The organism is Flagellimonas sp. (assembly GCF_965215805.1).
Lineage (GTDB): Bacteria > Bacteroidota > Bacteroidia > Flavobacteriales > Flavobacteriaceae > Flagellimonas.
The window spans coordinates 3,838,167-3,856,066 of record NZ_OZ244124.1 but is presented as its reverse complement, the minus strand read 5'-3'; the positions used below and the strand labels follow the sequence as shown (position 1 = coordinate 3,856,066).

Annotated in this window: 13 protein-coding genes; 3 read left to right on the top strand and 10 right to left on the bottom strand. The window is 42.9% G+C overall.

The features are described 5' to 3' along the window. Positions 1 to 150: 150 nt before the first annotated feature. Entirely contained in the window at positions 151 to 633 is a 483-nt protein-coding gene (locus tag ACOOE0_RS17120) for a YdeI/OmpD-associated family protein (protein ID WP_420400125.1), read from the bottom strand. Positions 634 to 799: 166 nt separating this feature from the next. Here ACOOE0_RS17120 and ACOOE0_RS17115 point away from each other — a divergent pair, with 166 nt between their 5' ends. After that, entirely contained in the window at positions 800 to 1,009 is a 210-nt protein-coding gene (locus ACOOE0_RS17115) for a hypothetical protein (protein ID WP_420400124.1), read from the top strand. 7 nt (positions 1,010 to 1,016) lie between these two features. Here ACOOE0_RS17115 and ACOOE0_RS17110 read toward each other — a convergent pair whose 3' ends face one another. Genes ACOOE0_RS17110 through ACOOE0_RS17090 form a run of 5 tightly spaced genes read right to left on the bottom strand, consistent with a single transcriptional unit; the run spans position 1,017 to position 10,955 of the window. Further along, positions 1,017 to 2,237: an alpha/beta fold hydrolase gene (locus ACOOE0_RS17110; protein WP_420400123.1), complete on the bottom strand. Its 1,221-nt coding sequence runs from the start codon at positions 2,235 to 2,237 to the stop codon at positions 1,017 to 1,019. Positions 2,238 to 2,293: 56 nt separating this feature from the next. Next, a complete protein-coding gene (locus ACOOE0_RS17105; protein ID WP_420400122.1) occupies positions 2,294 to 2,995 on the bottom strand; it encodes a DUF2490 domain-containing protein in 702 nt (233 codons plus the stop codon). A gap of 6 nt (positions 2,996 to 3,001) precedes the next feature. Further along, positions 3,002 to 6,208, bottom strand: coding sequence for a VPS10 domain-containing protein (locus tag ACOOE0_RS17100; RefSeq protein WP_420402237.1), 3,207 nt, complete (start codon positions 6,206 to 6,208; stop codon positions 3,002 to 3,004). Between the two features lie 46 nt (positions 6,209 to 6,254). After that, positions 6,255 to 7,631 (bottom strand): amidohydrolase family protein, encoded by a 1,377-nt coding sequence (locus ACOOE0_RS17095; protein WP_420400121.1) that lies wholly within the window; start codon positions 7,629 to 7,631, stop codon positions 6,255 to 6,257. A 33-nt stretch (positions 7,632 to 7,664) separates the two neighbouring features. Then, positions 7,665 to 10,955, bottom strand: a complete 3,291-nt coding sequence (locus tag ACOOE0_RS17090) for an amidohydrolase family protein (protein WP_420400120.1) — start codon at positions 10,953 to 10,955, stop codon at positions 7,665 to 7,667. Positions 10,956 to 11,187: 232 nt separating this feature from the next. Here ACOOE0_RS17090 and ACOOE0_RS17085 point away from each other — a divergent pair, with 232 nt between their 5' ends. Together ACOOE0_RS17085 and ACOOE0_RS17080 are read left to right on the top strand one after the other, a co-directional pair. Next, entirely contained in the window at positions 11,188 to 11,658 is a 471-nt protein-coding gene (locus ACOOE0_RS17085) for a hypothetical protein (RefSeq protein WP_420400119.1), read from the top strand. Between the two features lie 79 nt (positions 11,659 to 11,737). Next, positions 11,738 to 12,994: an MFS transporter gene (locus ACOOE0_RS17080; protein WP_420400118.1), complete on the top strand. Its 1,257-nt coding sequence runs from the start codon at positions 11,738 to 11,740 to the stop codon at positions 12,992 to 12,994. A gap of 20 nt (positions 12,995 to 13,014) precedes the next feature. On the opposite strand, the gene ACOOE0_RS17075 is transcribed toward ACOOE0_RS17080, so the two are convergent. The 4 genes from ACOOE0_RS17075 to ACOOE0_RS17060 form a co-directional block, all read right to left on the bottom strand. Next, the gene (locus ACOOE0_RS17075) at positions 13,015 to 13,707 is read right to left on the bottom strand and encodes a hypothetical protein (RefSeq protein WP_420400117.1); all 693 of its coding nucleotides are present in this window, start codon (positions 13,705 to 13,707) and stop codon (positions 13,015 to 13,017) included. Between the two features lie 9 nt (positions 13,708 to 13,716). Continuing rightward, positions 13,717 to 15,570: a hypothetical protein gene (locus ACOOE0_RS17070; protein WP_420400116.1), complete on the bottom strand. Its 1,854-nt coding sequence runs from the start codon at positions 15,568 to 15,570 to the stop codon at positions 13,717 to 13,719. 134 nt (positions 15,571 to 15,704) lie between these two features. Continuing rightward, complete coding sequence (locus ACOOE0_RS17065) at positions 15,705 to 16,280, bottom strand: YdeI/OmpD-associated family protein (protein ID WP_420400115.1); 576 nt, start codon at positions 16,278 to 16,280, stop codon at positions 15,705 to 15,707. Beyond that, on the bottom strand, positions 16,281 to 17,897 hold the full coding sequence (locus ACOOE0_RS17060; RefSeq protein ID WP_420400114.1) for a M1 family metallopeptidase: 1,617 nt from the start codon (positions 17,895 to 17,897) through the stop codon (positions 16,281 to 16,283). Positions 17,898 to 17,900: the final 3 nt, after the last annotated feature.

The following is a 17,900-nucleotide window of genomic DNA, read 5'->3' as shown; positions in this document are numbered from 1 at the left end:
AATACTTTTTTTGGTTCTAGGGGTTTTGTCATAGCTGCTTTTTTAACTTACTTACCGCCAAGCCGTTGGAGATAGTCATGAAACTCCCATTTTAATTATCACAACTATTGGATTGGATTCTGACATCGATAAAACAGTGTGATTTGCATCCTACAAAGGTTTCAAGAGCAATTTGTTGTCCCTAATACCTCTTTTAAGATTTTCACAAAGCAGGAGCGATTTGTCAATTCGGGTTTGGGAATTCTTATAGCCGGATATCATATAGATAAGACTTCTTTTTTTGCCATCAGTGAAGCTCTCAAAAACAGTTTCCGCATCCATGTCGGTTGATAACACAGCCTCCAACTCTTCTGGCATTTCCACACCGTATTTGGACGTATCTTCAAAAAACTGCATCTGAAAGTAATCACCTGGGTAAACGCCCAAGTTTTTTTGATTCCCCTTGTTGAACATCACAAAATAAGCACCTATACGTTTCTGCAGAGCGGCATAATAAACTGCTTCTTTATTTTCAAAGAACGCTTTTACCTTAACCCTTTTGTGGCCGGCCTCCAAAAATGGAGCGACAACTTCCGTCGGAACCCTTACACTATGTGTACTTTCCAAGCTTACCTCAAATACTGGACTTTCCATATATGCTTAGGTTGAAGGGATAAATATGCTGTTAAACACAGGAGATGATTCAGCCATCAATATTCCTAATATGAACCTTTAACGGATTTAAAAATACTGATCTTTTAATTACAGCGTTATTTTGATAAAGCCTGATGTCTCCCTAAGGCACTAAAAAAGTTAATTTATGCTGGTTCAACAGCCGTCACATTATATTGATTTTCTAGTGTATTGCAAAAAGAGAAAATCTTTCTGCAAGGGGTACCACCGTTTAAAAAAACTGTGGTACGATGGCAAAATTGGTTATAACGAATATGTACGTTCCTTAGGTAAAATCCGAAGGTCGGCCATAGAACTTGAGCTGGATTATTTTGACATCCTGTACATGCGCGGCTAAACCGCATTTACTCCACTAATTTACTGATGACCTGAGTTTCACTATGCAGGGTCTTATGAACGGGACACTTGTCCGCGATTTGCATAATTCGTGCTTTTTGCTTCTCATCCAAATCCCCTGTGAACTTGATTTCCCTGTGAAAGGTATCTATTTTGGCACTATCCTGTTCACAATTCTCACAATCCTGTGCATGGGTTTTACTATAAGAAGTATGAACTTCCACATTATCCACGGGCCAGCCTTTTCTTTTGGAGTACATCTGAATGGTCATAACCGTACAGGCAGATAAACCGGCCGAAACCAATTCATAGGGTGAAGGCCCAAAATCGTTGCCCCCAAAACTTTCAGGTTCATCCGCAACCATATAGTGCCTGCCCACTTTCATTTGAGTGGTAAATCCATCTTCCGCATCCAAACTAGCCGCCACTTGATGCTTGGTTTTCAATTTTGGTTCTTGGTTTTCCACGGGACCCACATATCGCGTTGCCCACCCCGCAATTACATTTCCAGCATAAATGGAATCCTCTTTTTTGGAGAGGAGGTGATCTGCACCGTCCAAGGAAACAAAACTTTTTGGATGATGGGCGGCAATATAGATTTCTTCGGCGTTTTTGATTCCCACCGTATCGTCCTGCGGGGAATGCATGATCAAAAGTGGTTTGCGAAGGGTCTTGGCGGTTTCGGGCAAGGATTTGGTTTCCAAATCGTCCAAAAATTGTTTTTTAATCGTGAAATCCCTTCCACTTAAATTAACTACCGCTTTTCCTGTTGCCAGAATCTCATCCACTCCGCTCTGCAAAAGATGTTTGACATGTACCGGATTGGAAGGGGCACCAATTGTGGCAACCGCTTTGATGGATGGAATTTGCGCTGCGGCAAAAATGGATGCAGCACCACCCAGAGAATGTCCAATGATTAGGGTAGGGGCATCATAATTGTTGTGCAAAAATTCAGCAGCAGCTACAAGATCACCTACATTACCTGAGAAGTTGGTATCGGCAAAATCCCCATCGCTTTCCCCAAGTCCTGTGAAATCAAAACGCAAGACCCCAAATCCGTGGGAGGTGAGTGCTTTTCCTATGTTTTTTACCGCCAATAAGTTTTTGTTGCAAGTAAAACAATGTGCAAAAATGGCATAGCTGTGGGGATGTTGGTCAGCGGGTAGCTCTAACCGACCTACCAAAGTTTGACCATCTGAATTTTTAAAGTTGATTTTTTGAAGACCCATTTGTTCCAAATAAAAGTTAAACTTCTGGTTCAGAACAAATGGGCAATCAATAGGGATTAGTTGGTGGCCCCTTTCTTCTTGAACACTCCCTTTAAGTCGGGATTATAAAAGATTCCTATCTGTACACGATCAAAGACCGCATTGGCAAACTGATTTCGTAGATAACCCACTTGCACACTGCTGTTACTGGTCACATGAATTCCCAGAGCTCCATACAAACGGTTTTGTCCAAAAAGGTCATCCTGTAAATTGATGAACAACTCATCATAAAAATTTAGGAAGAAGGTATCCGTCAAGGGTAGTGTCATTTGAATCCTATACCGTCCACGATGCTGGGTATCTGTCCGATCTCCAAAATCCAAAAACCGTTGCTCGAGTCGATAACGGTGCTCAAATAGAAACTCCCAGACTTTGTTTTTCAAAATGAACTGTTGGAAAATACGATGCTCCTTGTTGTTGGTTTCGTTGGGAAACTCCTCAAAAGTACCATCAGTGGTAATATAGCCATAGCCCAATGTGGCAATAGCGTTCTTATCTATATGATAATTGAGTCCCGTACGCAGCAGCATTTGGTTAAAGTTGGAGGCCGTTTCATAGAATCGGAACTGGGCCTCTGTATGAATACTGAACCGTTCCGCAATTTTGTTGGTTCCGAAATACATGTACCAAGCACCCCATTCATCTTCTCCGGCTTGTTGGGCACTAAGTTGGGATGCAAACCCTATTGTCATTAAGCTAAATACAATTTTCTTGATCATACTATTTTAATCTAGTTCAAAAACTTGCGTTTCCTTAAAAGGGGACAAATTTAAGGCTTCTATAGATTCTTGGTAAGGTTTCCAATCATTTGTAAAAAACGAATTGGTCTTATCTATAGCTTCCTTCAGTTCCTCATGGGCAAATTGCACCAATTTCTTTTCCGTTTCGGTAATACCGGATTTTCTTGTACCAACATAAAAACTGGCCGTATTTAAGCGCTGCATCACTGTAATTTCCGGATTTCTTGTAATCCCTTGCCTTTTGTCCTCCTTACCCAGATAAAGAGCAACAACCGAATCTATTTTTTTGACCATGTCCCCAGATGCTTTGATTTGGTCCTTGTATTTTTCCTTATCCAGTTCCTTCATTTCTTTTTCGAACTTTTGGACCAGATTTTTGTTCTGCACCAATTGCTTTACCGCATCGGCAGCGGTTTGGGTGTAGCCTTCCAATTTTTTGCCCATGTCATAAACTTCTTGGATTCCCTCCAAGGATGTTTTGATTCGAGGGTCTGTTTTTACGATAACACGAGTGGAGTCCGTATGACCGCCATATTGGATTTTCACCTTGTAGGTACCAGGTTTAACAGATATACCTCCGTTTTCCTTCTTGCTTTTGCTGATTTTCCTTGCAGGGGTGTCCGGCCCTTTTTCATCCAATCCCCAGTATACCCTATGAAATCCTGCTTTTTTAGGTGTTTTATGGGATAAAGTCCTGATCAATCTATCCCCATCATAAATTTTGATGAAAATGGAATCTTTTTTTGGCTTTTCGTCCTTTTCGGCTTCATCTACCGTTGACTTTTCATCCTCTTTTTTATCTGATTTGGACTCCTGTTTCTTTCCTTCCTTCAGATAATAGGTCAACATGGCCCCTTGCTTTCTGTTTTCACCATTATAGATGGCATCCCCGCCAAATCTGCTTCCCGTGGCTTGTTGATACGCTGCCAAATAGGCATCAGGAGATTCAAAAAGACTTACCTCCTTTTGAAGAAGGGAAGGGTTTTGGGCCAAGGCCCTTAATGGGCGGATATCATCCAAGACCCAAGCTGCCCGTCCAAAGGTCCCAATGACCAAATCCTGCTCCCTGGGATGAATTACTAAATCTTTAGTAGATACCGTCGGGAATCCTTCTGTCCATTTTTGCCATTTCCCGCCTGCATTGAAGGAGATGTAAAGTCCGTCATCAGTGCCTAAAAAGAGTAGGTTTGGATTTTCCTTGTCCTCCACAATGGATAGCACATAACTTTCCACATCATTCCCGTCCACGATGCGTGTCCAGGTTCTTCCATAATCCTTGGTGCGATAAGCATAAGGTGTGTAATTGAACCTTCGGTAGTCATTGGCCACCAATAAGGCTTCGCCTCTATGGGTTTTCGATGCCTTAATCTGTGGAATCCAGCTGCCCTTGGGTAATCCTTTAATGTTTTGGGTTACCTCTGTCCAGCTTTCCCCTCCATTTTGGGTAATGTGCACGCGTCCGTCATCTGTACCCACCCAAAGCATGTTTTGCTCCACTGGCGAAGGTTCTATAACGAGAATGGTACAATAATTTTCCGCTCCGGTGGCATCCATGGTTAATCCCCCACTTTCACTTTGCTTTTGCTTTTCCTTGTCGTTGGTGGTCAAGTCGGGTGATATGACTTCCCAGGTCAATCCTTTGTTTGTGGATTTATGTACAAACTGACTTCCAAAATAAACGGTGCTGTTGTTAAATGGATCCTGTCCTATACCTGCATTCCAGTTAAACCGAAGTTTTGTGGTGGCATCGGGAGGGGTAGGGCGAACAATATAATTGTTCCCCGTTTTCCAATCGTATCGGGAAACAAACCCTTGCTGACTCATTGCATAACCAAATTGGTTATTGTCCAAATCGGGAACCACATCAAAACCATCCCCAAAAGCTATTTCTTGCCAGTAATCGTTTCGTATCCCTTGATGACGCCAAGCATAGGCTGGTCCTCGCCAAGAACCATTGTCCTGCATGCCCCCATATACATTGTAGGGGTACTCATTATCCACGCTGATATGATAGAATTGGGCCAAGGGTAGGTTACCCACAAAACGCCAAGTTTTGCCACCATCTTTGGTGATGTTCATACCTCCATCATTTCCATCAATCATGAATTGACCATTTTCGGGATGGATCCACCATGCATGGTGATCTGGATGCACCCCATTATCAACTTGATAAGCGGGCATCAGTTGCTTGAAATTCTTTCCACCATCTTCTGAAACATTCACGTAGGTAAAAATGGAATACACCCGATTCTCATTTTCTGGGTCTACATAGATTTCAGAATAGTAGAACGGACGATTGCCAATATCATTCTTATCATTGATTTTCTTCCATTTGGCACCACCGTCCTCGGACTTATAGAGCGCATTTTTCTTAGCTTCTACCAAGGCGTATACCACATTGGGTTTGTTTTTGGCAATGGCTATTCCAATTCTTCCCAATTCCCCTTTGGGCAGCCCGTCTTTTTCCATCACTTTTTTCCAGTTAACACCGCCATCATGGGTTATATGTAGACCACTTCCTTCTCCACCGGACTTAAAGAACCAGGGGTCACGTTTGTGTTCCCATAAGGCCACTATAAGTTTATTGGGATTGGAAGGATCCATGACCATATCCGCTACCCCCGTTTTGTTGTTTACAAATAGGATTTTACTCCAAGTTTTTCCTCCGTCCATGGTTTTAAAGACGCCGCGTTCGGGATGTTCGCCCCACGGGGATCCAATGGCTCCTACGTAAACCACATCCGGATTGGTAGGGTCTATAATGATTCTGTGAATGTGCCTTGTTTTTTCCAATCCCATGGATGTCCATGTTTTACCGCCATCCAATGATTTGTAGATACCATAGCCTCCGTTAAGACTGTTTCTTGGGTTTCCCTCCCCAGTTCCTGCCCAAATTACAGAGGGATTGGACTGTTGAATCGCCACGGCCCCAATAGAACCTGTAACCTCCTTTTCAAAAATGGGCTTCCATCTAATTCCTCCTGAGGTGGATTTCCAGAGTCCACCAGAAGCGGTGCCCACATACATGATGTCAGGATTGGAGTGTACCACATCAATGGCGGTGACCCGACCGCTCATCCCAGCTGGGCCAATGTTTCTGGGTTTCATGTCCTGTACCAAATCCATATTGAATTCTTGGCCAAAGACCACTGTGGACGCGCAAAGTGTCATCAGAAAAAGTAACTTTTTTATCATTTTAGGTAATTTGTCGTTTTTAGATTAATGATTAGCTGAATTTTTAGTTTTTAGAGGCGCTCTCGGCAATTTTTTCAAGTTTAAGGGCAATCATTTCTTGGGATAACCACTTACCTTGACGAATAACTCCTGAGATATCTTTCAGAGCCGATAAGTTATCCAACGGATTGGATTCCAGAACAACAAGGTCCGCGGCCAGACCTTCCTTAACTTCTCCAAATTCATGTTCCAATCCAAAAAATTGGGCTGGGTTAATGGTCCCTGATTGAATGATTTCCAAAGGAGTCATCCCTGCTTTTACCATACCCTCAATTTCATGGTGGATGGAAAATCCTGGAACATTGAAAAGTTGAGGGGCATCTGAACCCAATAAAATGCCTTGACCACCATCTTGTAAAGCCTTTAATAATTGTCTTCTAATAGCAATAAAATCTTCCCACTGGGCTTCATCAAAACCAGAATCCGGTCCTGTGGAGTTCAATTTGATTTTTTTCCAGTTCTCCAAGGTGGAGACGGGCATATATTTCATTTCCGGTTGTGCCAGAAGTGTTTCCGCAGAAATAGGGGCAAACCATCGTTCAAACAGACTTTGGGTGGGTACGATCCAGACCTTATGCTCTTTGGAAAGTACGACCAGTTCATCAATTAGCGAAACATCTGCCAACGGAGTAAAATTATAGCCGAAGAATCCATTGGCCGTAGGGTCAACATTTTCAGAAGTAGGTACAAGTCCTTCCAAATACCCATCAATATGGTCAATGGAGGAGAAATTGCTTTCCAAGGCATGACGGATGCCCACATCCACAGGAACATGGCCTGCAAAGGTAATGCCTACTTCATTGGCGGTTTTGACCAGCGCATCAAATACATTGCGTTGAATACCTGGATGGATTTTTAAAAAATCGTACCCATCTTTTTGATAGGCGGTTACTTTGATAATGGCCTCTTCTTCTGAAGTAACCGAATTACCGTTAAGGGAAGGACTGGAAGTAAAAATTCGAGGTCCCAGAATCTCCCCTTTTTTAACTTGTTCCCGCAATTCCAGATGATTGGGTGCTCCCAGCATGCCACGTATCGTAGTGATGCCATTGGACAAGTACAGGAATAGGGTTTCTTCCAATCGTTCTTGTGAAGTGGATGGCGGGGGAATGTGTGCGTGCATTTCAGCAAGGCCGGGAAGCACAAACTTCCCTGAGCCATTAATATGCTCATTAAAATTTCCTGGGTGCTGTTCTTCTGAAAGAATGTGTCTTATTATCCCAGAATCTATAACAATGTGCTGATGGGCCATAATGGTTCCTTCGCGAACATCAATTACATTGACATCGCTAAGTAATAGGTCGCCGGTAATTGTTTTCTCTTGAGCCCGATTGCATGCCGATAGGGCAATCATGACCAAGAGGAGTGCTGTTTTTTTCATCGCGGTGTTGTTTAGGCCCCTAGAATGAGGCGGTTAGTTGTGCCCTATATGGCAGCCACAGCCTGGGTGTGTGAAGCTTTGGGCTTCTTCATGCCAGGGGAAAGCAGCATTGTATTTGTTGTTCTCCCACCAAAACTGACTTCGGTTTAGCTCCGTATTTCCAATTTCATCCATGGTTTCCGTATCAAAGAGACGACCATTGACCATGGTGTATTTCACTGATTCCGTGTTTCGGATGTCCTCTAGCGGATTTTTGTCCAAAACAATCAAATCCGCAAGTTTTCCCACTTTTAGGGAACCTATGTCATTTCCTGCACCGATGTATCTGGCCCCATTGATGGTTGCTGCCCGCAGCGCTTGCATATTGGTCAATCCACCTTGATGCAATAGCCAAAGCTCCCAATGGGCACCAAGACCCTGCAATTGACCGTGGGCACCCAAATTGACCTTGACGCCTTCATTGGCCAGGGCCGTAGCAGTCTTGGAAACCAGAATATGGCCATTTTCATATTCCTCATCAGGAATCATGGTTCGGTACCTAGATCGAGCATCTACCAGACCTCTTGGGGTATATTTCAAGAGTTTTTCATTTTCCCATATTTTGTCTTTCTGATAGAAATAATACTCTCCATTCATCCCTCCATAGTTGACCACAAGGGTAGGGGTATACCCTGAACCACTGGTTTTCCAAAGTTCCACCACATCTTTATAAACCGGGGCAACTGGGATATTGTGCTCTATTCCAGTATGGCCATCCATGATCATGGTCATGTTGTGGTAGAAAGTAGAGCCACCTTCAGGCACTACGTTGATGCCCAATTCCCGTGCGGCTTGCATTACCTGTTGCCGCTGGTCCCTTCTGGGTTGGTTATAACTTTTAACGGACTTGGCCCCAAAGGCCTTGGTTCTTCGGATGGCGGAACGGGCATCTTCAAGATTGTTGATCACGGCCTTAAAATCTCCGTCGGCGCCATATAAGATGATACCTGTGGAATACAAGCGCGGTCCTACCATATTCCCGTTTTTAATCAGTTCGGACATGGCAAAAATAGACTCTGTATTAGCCGAGGGATCATGGGAAGTAGTTACTCCAAAGGCCAAATTTGCATACAGCTGCCAATGTTTTTGCGTGGTCAGTCCATATCGAAAACCGCCAATATGGGCATGGGCATCCACAATTCCAGGCATGATGGTCTTTCCAGTGGCATCGAATACCTTGGTATTTGCCGGCACATTAATTTCATCTGATTTGCCCAAATATTCAATTTTATTTTCGTTGATGACGATGGTGCCATTTTCAATGATTTCATCTCCTTCCATCGTCAAGATTCGAGCATTGGTAAAAGCGATTCTACCTGAAGGTTTATGGGTTTTGGCAACCAAACCGATTTTGGTTCCTATACTATCCATTTTAACGGCCTTCTCAGGTGACCCAGGTAAAAAGGTATAGCGGTCCTTGATGTCGTTCGCGAAATACTCTTCGCCCAAGGTCCAAAAGATTCTTTTACTGTCATTGGACCAATGCAAATTGATGCCCGCATCCTTGGAAATTTGTGAAACTGGAACAGATTTGGAGTTGTTGTCCAAATCAATTGCTTTTCCATTGAGCACCAAAGGAGCTATATAAGCTTTATGCAGGTTGGTAAAAGCTATCCATTTATTATCAGGGCTTGGCACCAGACGGTTGGCGTATTTGGATTTGACATGTGTTTTTTTGTCCTTGCCATTAATGTCTACCGATTTAAGCTCCTTGGTCAGGCTTCCAAAATACATTCCCCCGGTTTGGTAGAAAATGCGTTTTCCATCTTTGCTGAAGGTCGGATATTCACCCTCATTGACCACCCAATTGTGGTTGGAACCATCTACATTGATGGTGTAGATCCCTGTTTTTTTGGCAAAGCTTCGTCCTTGGTCGTTGTTGCCAGGCTCTTTTCGATATGTGATTTTACGTCCATCCAAGCTAAACGAAGGGGTACGGTAAATGCCTTTTTCCGAACTGAGTCTTACGGGCGTTCCTCCAGAGGAGGATATCTTGTATATCGCTCCCAGATTTTCATCATTCCAGGTAACATAGGCTATGGTCTTTCCATCTGGAGCAAAGGTGGGTTCAAACTCAAAATCCGTTCCCTTGGTCAAGCGTTTGGGTTTCCCGTTGGGCAGTTTCTTGGTCCAGAGGTGCCCAAGGGCATTAAAAACCAATGTTTTTTGGTCAGGGGAGGTCACCGCATGGCGAATCACTTTGGCGGTGAACTGGTCAGGAGCAACTGGCGAATCCACCCTAAGGGTTTCCGCAATCTTTATGTTGGCGTCCACACTAAATGGGATATTGACCACCTCTTGGGTCTCAATATTGATTCTATGGATTTTTCCTTTGTTCCAAAAAACAATTTCTTGGTTATTGGGCATCCAATTGAAGTTGGGGTATACTCCAAAAATGGCCCAGGCCTCTTGTTGGTCTTTGTTCAATGAATCCAAAATAGGCCATTCCTCTCCAGTTTGAAGATCATGCAGATATAGTACACTTTTGGTGCGTACACGTTTTACAAAAGCAAGCAGCTTGCCATCTGGGGACACTTGGGGTCTGGCTGCACCGCCAGGGCCTCCGGTTACCGTAACGGTATTTCCAGTTTCAAAATCATAGCGCTTTATTACATAGATCTGTTTGTTGGGATCTTTGTTGTATTGAAAGAATCCTCCTGGGTAAACATCCTCACTGTAGTATAGGTATTTGCCATCTCGGGAAATACAGGGTTCATTGACATCCTGTTGATCGTTTTTACGCTTGGTAAGTTGTAGCCCTGTTCCTCCAGTGATGTGATATTGCCAGATTTCACCAGCACCGAGGGAACGTTGGGAAGTAAAATGCTTACGCGCCACCAGATAATGACCACTGGGCATCCAATATGAATTGTTCAGCAATCTGAAATCTTCTTTGGTGACCTGCTTGGCGTTAGAGCCATCAGTATCCATCACCCAGATGTTGTCACCGCCTCCTGCATCGCTGGTAAAGGAAATTTTGGAGCCATCTGGACTAAATCTCGGTTGTACTTCAAACGGGATTCCGCCTCTTAAAAGTTTAGCTTTCCCACCAGAAATCGGTATGGAATAGATATCACCCAATAAATCAAAAACAATCTGGGAGCCATCAGGGCTCACATCCAAATTCATCCAGGTACCTTCGTCCGTAGAAAACTGGTGATCTTGGAAATTGAAGTCCCCTGTAGGATTGGAAACATCCCATTTGGAGTCATCTTTTTTGTCTTTTTCTTGGGCATACAGGCTTACTGATGCTAGGAACACCAGTGCAACGTAGAAGTATTTCATTATAGGTTCAATTAGTCAGCTAAAGATACCAAAAACGAAGAGTGGTTTTCTTAAAGCCTTGTTAATGGCATTGCAACCGGGTTTTTGATACCAAAACCCCGGTTTATCCTCACTTATCGTTGGACAATCCAGAGGAATATTAGGAATTCCGAAGTAATTTGCTCAATTTTAATTGGTTGCTATTGAAACCCTGTTCCCCTAAAGCGGTAATTAACCTTTAAATCCGATTCCAATGAAAAAATTAATCATCCTTGGGATGTTGCTAGTGGGAACAACTGTATTTACTCAAGAACCTCTAGACACTGAAAATCTGTTTGTACGGGTTTTTGATATGCAGGGAACTAAAATAGCGAAAGGTTTTGTGGTGTCCTGGTCTCCAAATGGGTTGGTGCTTTTGAAGGGAAAAAAGACCACGGAAATCCCCTTCAACAATATTGAAAAGATAAAATTGAAAAGGGCCGGGGGGCATAATGTGGGTATGGGAGCTCTTTTTGGTGCCGCGACCGGAGCAGTTTTTGGTCTAGCCCTTGGCGAGGAAGAGGGATTCTTTGTGACTTCCACTTCAGAAAATATGGTAGGTTTCTCCATTGTAGGAGCTTTTTTGGGTTCCGTTATTGGTGGTGTTTCCACAGTTGCCAAGAAGAACAGAACAATTGTAATCGATGGGGATATCAAGAATTGGGAACAGTTGGTAAATCAATAGCGTAGTTATACCTGAGATAACTTAAGGGGAAGATGTATACAAGACTTAAAGCTTGGATTTTTGGCTATATTTATAGCGAATGGATAGAAAAGCCCCTTGGTATTATCTTACTTTGCTGATTCTGGCTGGAGAAGCGGTTTTTATCCTTCCCTTTGTACTCCCTCGGATTTTTAGAAGTACCGTTCTGGATGTTTTTCAATTGGACAATACCCAACTAGGTCTATGCTTTTCGGTTTATGGGATTGTAGCCCTGATTTCTTACCTGTTTGGGGGTCCTTTGGCCGATAAATATCCTCCTCGAAAATTAATTGCCATTGCTTTATGGATGACCGCTTTGGGAGGTCTGTTTTTTGTGACGTATCCGAGCTTTAAGCAATTGCAAGTCTTGTATGGTTATTGGGGTTTTACCACCATTTTCTTGTTTTGGGCACCCATGATCAAAGCAACGCGGGTGTGGGGCGGGGATACTGCGCAGGGAAAGGCGTTTGGACTCTTGGACGGGGGACGCGGACTCACGGGAGCCCTATTTGGTTTGTTGGGCGTGCTCATCTTCTCATTTTTTTTGGGTGAAGAAGTGGAAACCAGCGCCCTTTTGGAACGGAGAGAAGCTTTTCAATATATTGTATATACCTCCAGTGTGATCATAGCTATTATAGGAGTCTTGGTTTGGGTTTTTCTAAAATCCGGAATGGACGAGCGGGAAATTCTTGTTGACCGTATTTCCAAAAAGGAAATTGGGGAGGTACTGCGAATTCCCTCGGTCTGGTTACTGATGATTATTATTCTTTGTGCCTATGTAGGCTATAAGATTACGGATATTATATCGCAATATGCCAACGAGGTAATGTTGTACAACGAGGTAAAAGCGGCCCAAACTGGAACCTTTTTCCAGTTTTTAAGGCCCACAATTGGGGTTTTGGTGGGACTGTTGGTAGACCGATTTAGAATCACCCTGTGGTTGGTGTATAGCTTTGGAGCCTGCATTCTGGGTGGGATCCTGTTTGGTTCAGGAATTATTGGACCTTCAGCCACGGCCTTGTTTTTTATGTCCGTAGTGATTGTGGCGGCAGGAATCTACGCTGCAAGGGCGCTTTACTTTGGCGTGATGCAGAAAGGCAAAATCCCATTGATGTTAACAGGGACAGCAGTAGGGCTCATTTCTTTGATAGGATATACCCCCGATATCTTTGCCGGGCCAGCGTACGGAATCTTGCTTGATGCGCATAAAGGAGAAGAACTTGGGCATCAAAATGTGTTTTGGATGCTCACAGGGTTTTCCCTAGTTGGTGGTGCAGCGGCCATTATCTATCACAGACTGTATGGAAAAGGGGATTAGGCTTTGAAGGCTGTTTATGGTTAAATGGGGATGGCAATCCCAATACCTGTTCTTAGGCCCGACCAACCTGTTTTAACAGCACTTCCGCCATTGTCTTCAATATAAAAATCCTTGTTGTCATTCAAGGTTAATTTGTTTCCTAGGACGGCATCAAAACCTATGGAAGCTCTCAAACGGATTACGGAAATGGGATATTCATAGATCAGACCAACTCCCACCCCATAATCAATGGAATGTACGCCTATTTCCTCCTCAGTAACCGCACCCAAAGTTTCATTATAGCTTTGGATATCCAGGGTGGAATAGGTACCAAATCCTTTCAAACTTAAAGACAGTGCATTGTTCCTATCGTTTCGTAGCAGACTTACGTGGTATATACCGCCTAGGGTATAGCCGTTTAAAGGCTGGGTCAGGCGAATCACTCCAGAAAAATCTGAGTAGGAGATTTTGCCCCCTGTACTATTGTAACTGGCAAAAATGGAAGTGTTGATTGCATTTATTTTATAACCTACGGTAAAGCCCACATGAGCGGGAAAATCGTCGTTCACTCTTAAATCAACCTGTGGAATGTCCTGAACGAATTCCTGCTGGAAACTCTGAAGATTACTATGGGAAAATGTATTGTAATTGATTTCGGCAAAAATACTTCCGCTTTGGGCTATAGCATTATGTGAAAAAAGTAGTAGGGTTAGAAATTTGAATATTGATTTCATGGCAATGGGTTAGTTAAAGTAATCTTGTAGGTAAAGCCCCTGATTGGAAATCAGTTTCTCGTTTAAATAGTGATAATACCGTGTTCTAAAATCCACAAAAACCTTAAGCTGCTTCTCAACTCCACTTGTCCGTGAATACAGATATGCAATGTCATTGCTGGAATCATCGGGGTCACGCCTAAACATACAGAGCTTGTCAGAAACAGGATCATATTTGATGTCATCTATCCCAGTAAGTTGTGGAATTATCTGGGAGGTATCAGCAACATAATCGTAGATAACGGGATTACTATCTATATGGCTTAATACAACGATATTTTGATTGGGGACAAAGTAAACCCCATGAACGGACACATTGCCTATAAGGTTGAGTGCAAGTACCTCATTAAAGGCATTGCCGTCCCATCGGTAAACGGCATTATTGTTAACGAAGGTCTCGCCGTCATCTGCAATATGAAACTTGTACTCAATGTTGGATTGATATAACAAGTTTCGAGTAGCAGCATCAAAAATGTATACGGATTCCCGGCTTAACTTTTCCACAATGATGAAGCCATTTCTATAATAGGTGTGGATGTTGTAGGTATCTAAAGTATAGTCAGAAGCATTCCATGAACTTAAAATTTCAAGCGTGTTCACATCAATCAAATAAGTGGAATCCTTTAAATCCAGAATCAAGTTGTTCGAAATTGGATCTACGGTCAAGTTGGCAAAGCTGTCGGTAATGGTAAAATAGTTTCTGGAGGTAACAATCTCCAAAGTTTCGGGATCCAATTCGTGAATTATCACATCCCTGGGGGCGTTATGGGTTGTGCCACCATCAAGCACAACCGTGAAAATCGAATTGCGTTGAGTACTCAAGACGTAATTTTCACCGTGGCTTGCCTCAAAAGTCTCCCCGAAATGCATTTCTCCAGAAACAAAATGGAGGTAGGTAAAGTCATTTTCCCTTTGCAAATTCAAGGAATGGACTTCAGTTTGCCCAAAGACAGGGTCATCATCCACAATGAGTTCACCTCCTCGGTTGCTCAAATCAACAAAGGTGTTGTTGGGCCTCATGTTGTAGGTGTAAAAATCAAAATTGCCGTATAAGGGATGTTCCGTCCATAGGACTCTATATTGGGAATCATTGATGACTTGTCCCCTTAAGCTTGGGTAATCCAGCGAAATACCGATACGGTTGCCCGTGGATTCGGCATATCTATTACTTAGCATTATCTCATATTCCAATTCAAGATCAGTGCTGAGGGTATCATTGAATTCCCCGGCCAAAATATCCTCAGGGGTAAGCTCAATTTGACGAAGTATTCGGTTGTCCTCTGGATCATAAACCAAAAGAACAGCCTCGTCAAAATTTTGTTGCCCAATATCTTCCCATCGTATCCAAATGGTACCGTCGCTGACATCGACATTGGTAAGTGTTACAGGGTCTGGACTTGACTTGTCTACTGTAAACGTATAGGAAATGGAACCTTCCAGTCTTTCCAGGTCATTTAAATCGGCCAAACTTCCAGTTCCGGAAGAGTATTGATAGCGAACCCTTAACGTATGCTCTCCTTCCGAGAGGGCATCCGTGTTGACTACGAACGAACCAGTACGGTCTTGAGTTCCCAATATACCTTGGCCATCAATGTCCACATTAATGCTGTACAGCCTATGCCTAGGGTCACTGTTGAAACTATAGGAAACTGTTCTTGGTGCACTCAGGCTTATGCCATTCTCAAAAGGTTCAACGGTGATGAGGGCGTTGGAACCTTGATCTTCCAAATCGGCAAAAAAGTCTTCCGAAAATTGAAAAGAACAGCTGCTGAAAAATAAAAGGAATAGTGATAAGAGTAGGAGGTTGATCTTTGATTTGGTCATCTATAACAATAAAGGTTGATGGTCGGCAAGATATAGCGTTGGGATCTTGCACCTAATTTTATGCGATTAAATATCAGGGATATTGGATAAACGAACAAATTTTGGAACAGAATTCTCTGACAAAACTTAAAGAACTATCTAGCACTTCTGGATTTAATGTTTTTTTTGCATCCATCAATGATTTCCACAATCCGCTTTTGTCGGGTTTCTTCCCTTTTGGCTTGGTTTAACCAATAGAGGTAACTCTTTTTTTGCGATCGGGTAAAACTTTGAAAGTTGGAAAATGCCTTTTTGTTTCGATTGAAAGCTTTTTGTAAATCGGGAGGAACTACGCAGTTTTCCACATCATCCAAAGCAATCCAAGAGCCATTTTCCTTCGCTATTTGAATGGACGCCAAACCACTTTGGTGCATTTGGTCATTGGCCATCAATTCTTCTATATGATCCTTGTTGACCTTGCTCCACACACTTTTGGGTTTTCTGGGGCAAAAGTACTGCCTGCGTTTACCATCCCCCAGACTTTTTACGGTGCTGTCAATCCATCCATAGCATAAAGCAACCCGTACGGCTTCTTCCCACCGCATGCTTTCCATGTGATGATCTACCTTATACAGAATCAGATAAATCCCAGCAGAGGAATTATGATGATCATGTAGCCATTTCCGCCACTCGGTATCATTTTTAAAATAATGTTCCGGAATTTCCTTCATTTAAATTTGTTCAGTCTCTACATAGAAGTTCTCATCAAAGACCAAGGTAGCGCCTTTCAATTTTTCCGTTTTCCATTCCGCATTTGGATAAATCCACTGCTCCTTACCATCAACAAAAAGGCGAATGGGCATGTCAAAATCCTGTACAATGTCCACATATCTATAGCGCAGCGTATCACCCTCTTTTTTGTATTCCAATATGGGAATCATGGCAGTTCTTAGATATTGGTTGAAAAAAGCGGACAAGTCTTTTTTGGTTTTCTTGCTGATATAATTTTCTATTTGCTCTGTGGTAACGGTTTGATGATAGAATTCTTCATTCAATCCCCTTAAAACTGCTCTCCAGAGCTTATCATCTTCTAATAGTTGCCGTAAGGTGTGCAACATGTTTGCTCCCTTATAGTACATGTCTCCAGAGCCTGATTTATTTACATTATAGGGGCCAATGATGGGTCTATCGTTTCTGATGTTTTTTCGAGTTCCAATCACATACTCCGCGGAGGCTTTGGTGCCGTAATGGTAGTCCAAATAGAGATTTTCCGAATAAGCGGTAAAAGCCTCATGAATCCACATATCGGCAATATCCTTGTAGGTGATATTGTTGGCAAACCACTCATGTCCACCTTCATGGATGATGATAAAATCAAATTTTAATCCCCAGCCAGAACCGGAAAGGTCGCGACCCAGGTACCCATTTTGATATTTGTTACCATAGGTTACAGAACTTTGGTGTTCCATACCCAAATAAGGTACCTCCACCAGCTTAAAACTGTCTTCATAAAAAGGATAGGGACCAAACCAATGTTCAAAGGCTTCCAACATCATGGAAGTTTGTTTGAATTGCTCCTTGGCCTTGTCCAAATTATCCCGAAGCACATAATAATCCACATCCAAAGGGCCCTTTTCACCTTCGTATTTTTCCCCAAAATGGACATAATCCCCAATGTTCACATTTACGCAGTAGTTGTTAATGGGATTGGAAACAAACCAGGTAAAATTTTTGGTGGTATCACCCTCACTGGTGTCAATCAGTCTGCCATTGGAAACATTCATCAAGTTCTTGGGAACATCCACGCTGATACGCATGCTATCCACCTCATCATACATGTGGTCTTTATTCGGCCACCAGACACTGGCACCCAGGCCCTGACATGATGTGGCGGCAAAGGGTAGATTATTATTGTCCCTACTCCATGAAAACCCTCCATCCCAAGGTGCACGGACGGCTTTTCTAGGTTCCCCGGAATAGACCACCTTAAGTTCATTGTAATCCCCTTTGCTTTGCTTCTTTTTTAGTTTGATAAAGTGGGCAGGGCCTATGGAGGTAAACTCCAAGGGTTGATTGTCCTGGGTCACCTCATCAATTCGTAAAGGTTGTTGCAGGTCAATTTGGATGACATCTGCTTCTTTGAGAACCTTGTATCTAATTCGATTGAAGCCTGAAATATATTCTGCTTCCGGGTCTACATTAAGGTTTAAGTCGTAATAACTCACATCCCACCATTCCCGTTCCGGGGTAATACTTCCCCTTAGCGTGTCCAGTTGGGTGAACATTTGGGCGGATACGCCTGTCATTATCCCCAAAAGCATTAGGCTTAAAACAATCTTCCTTTTCATTAA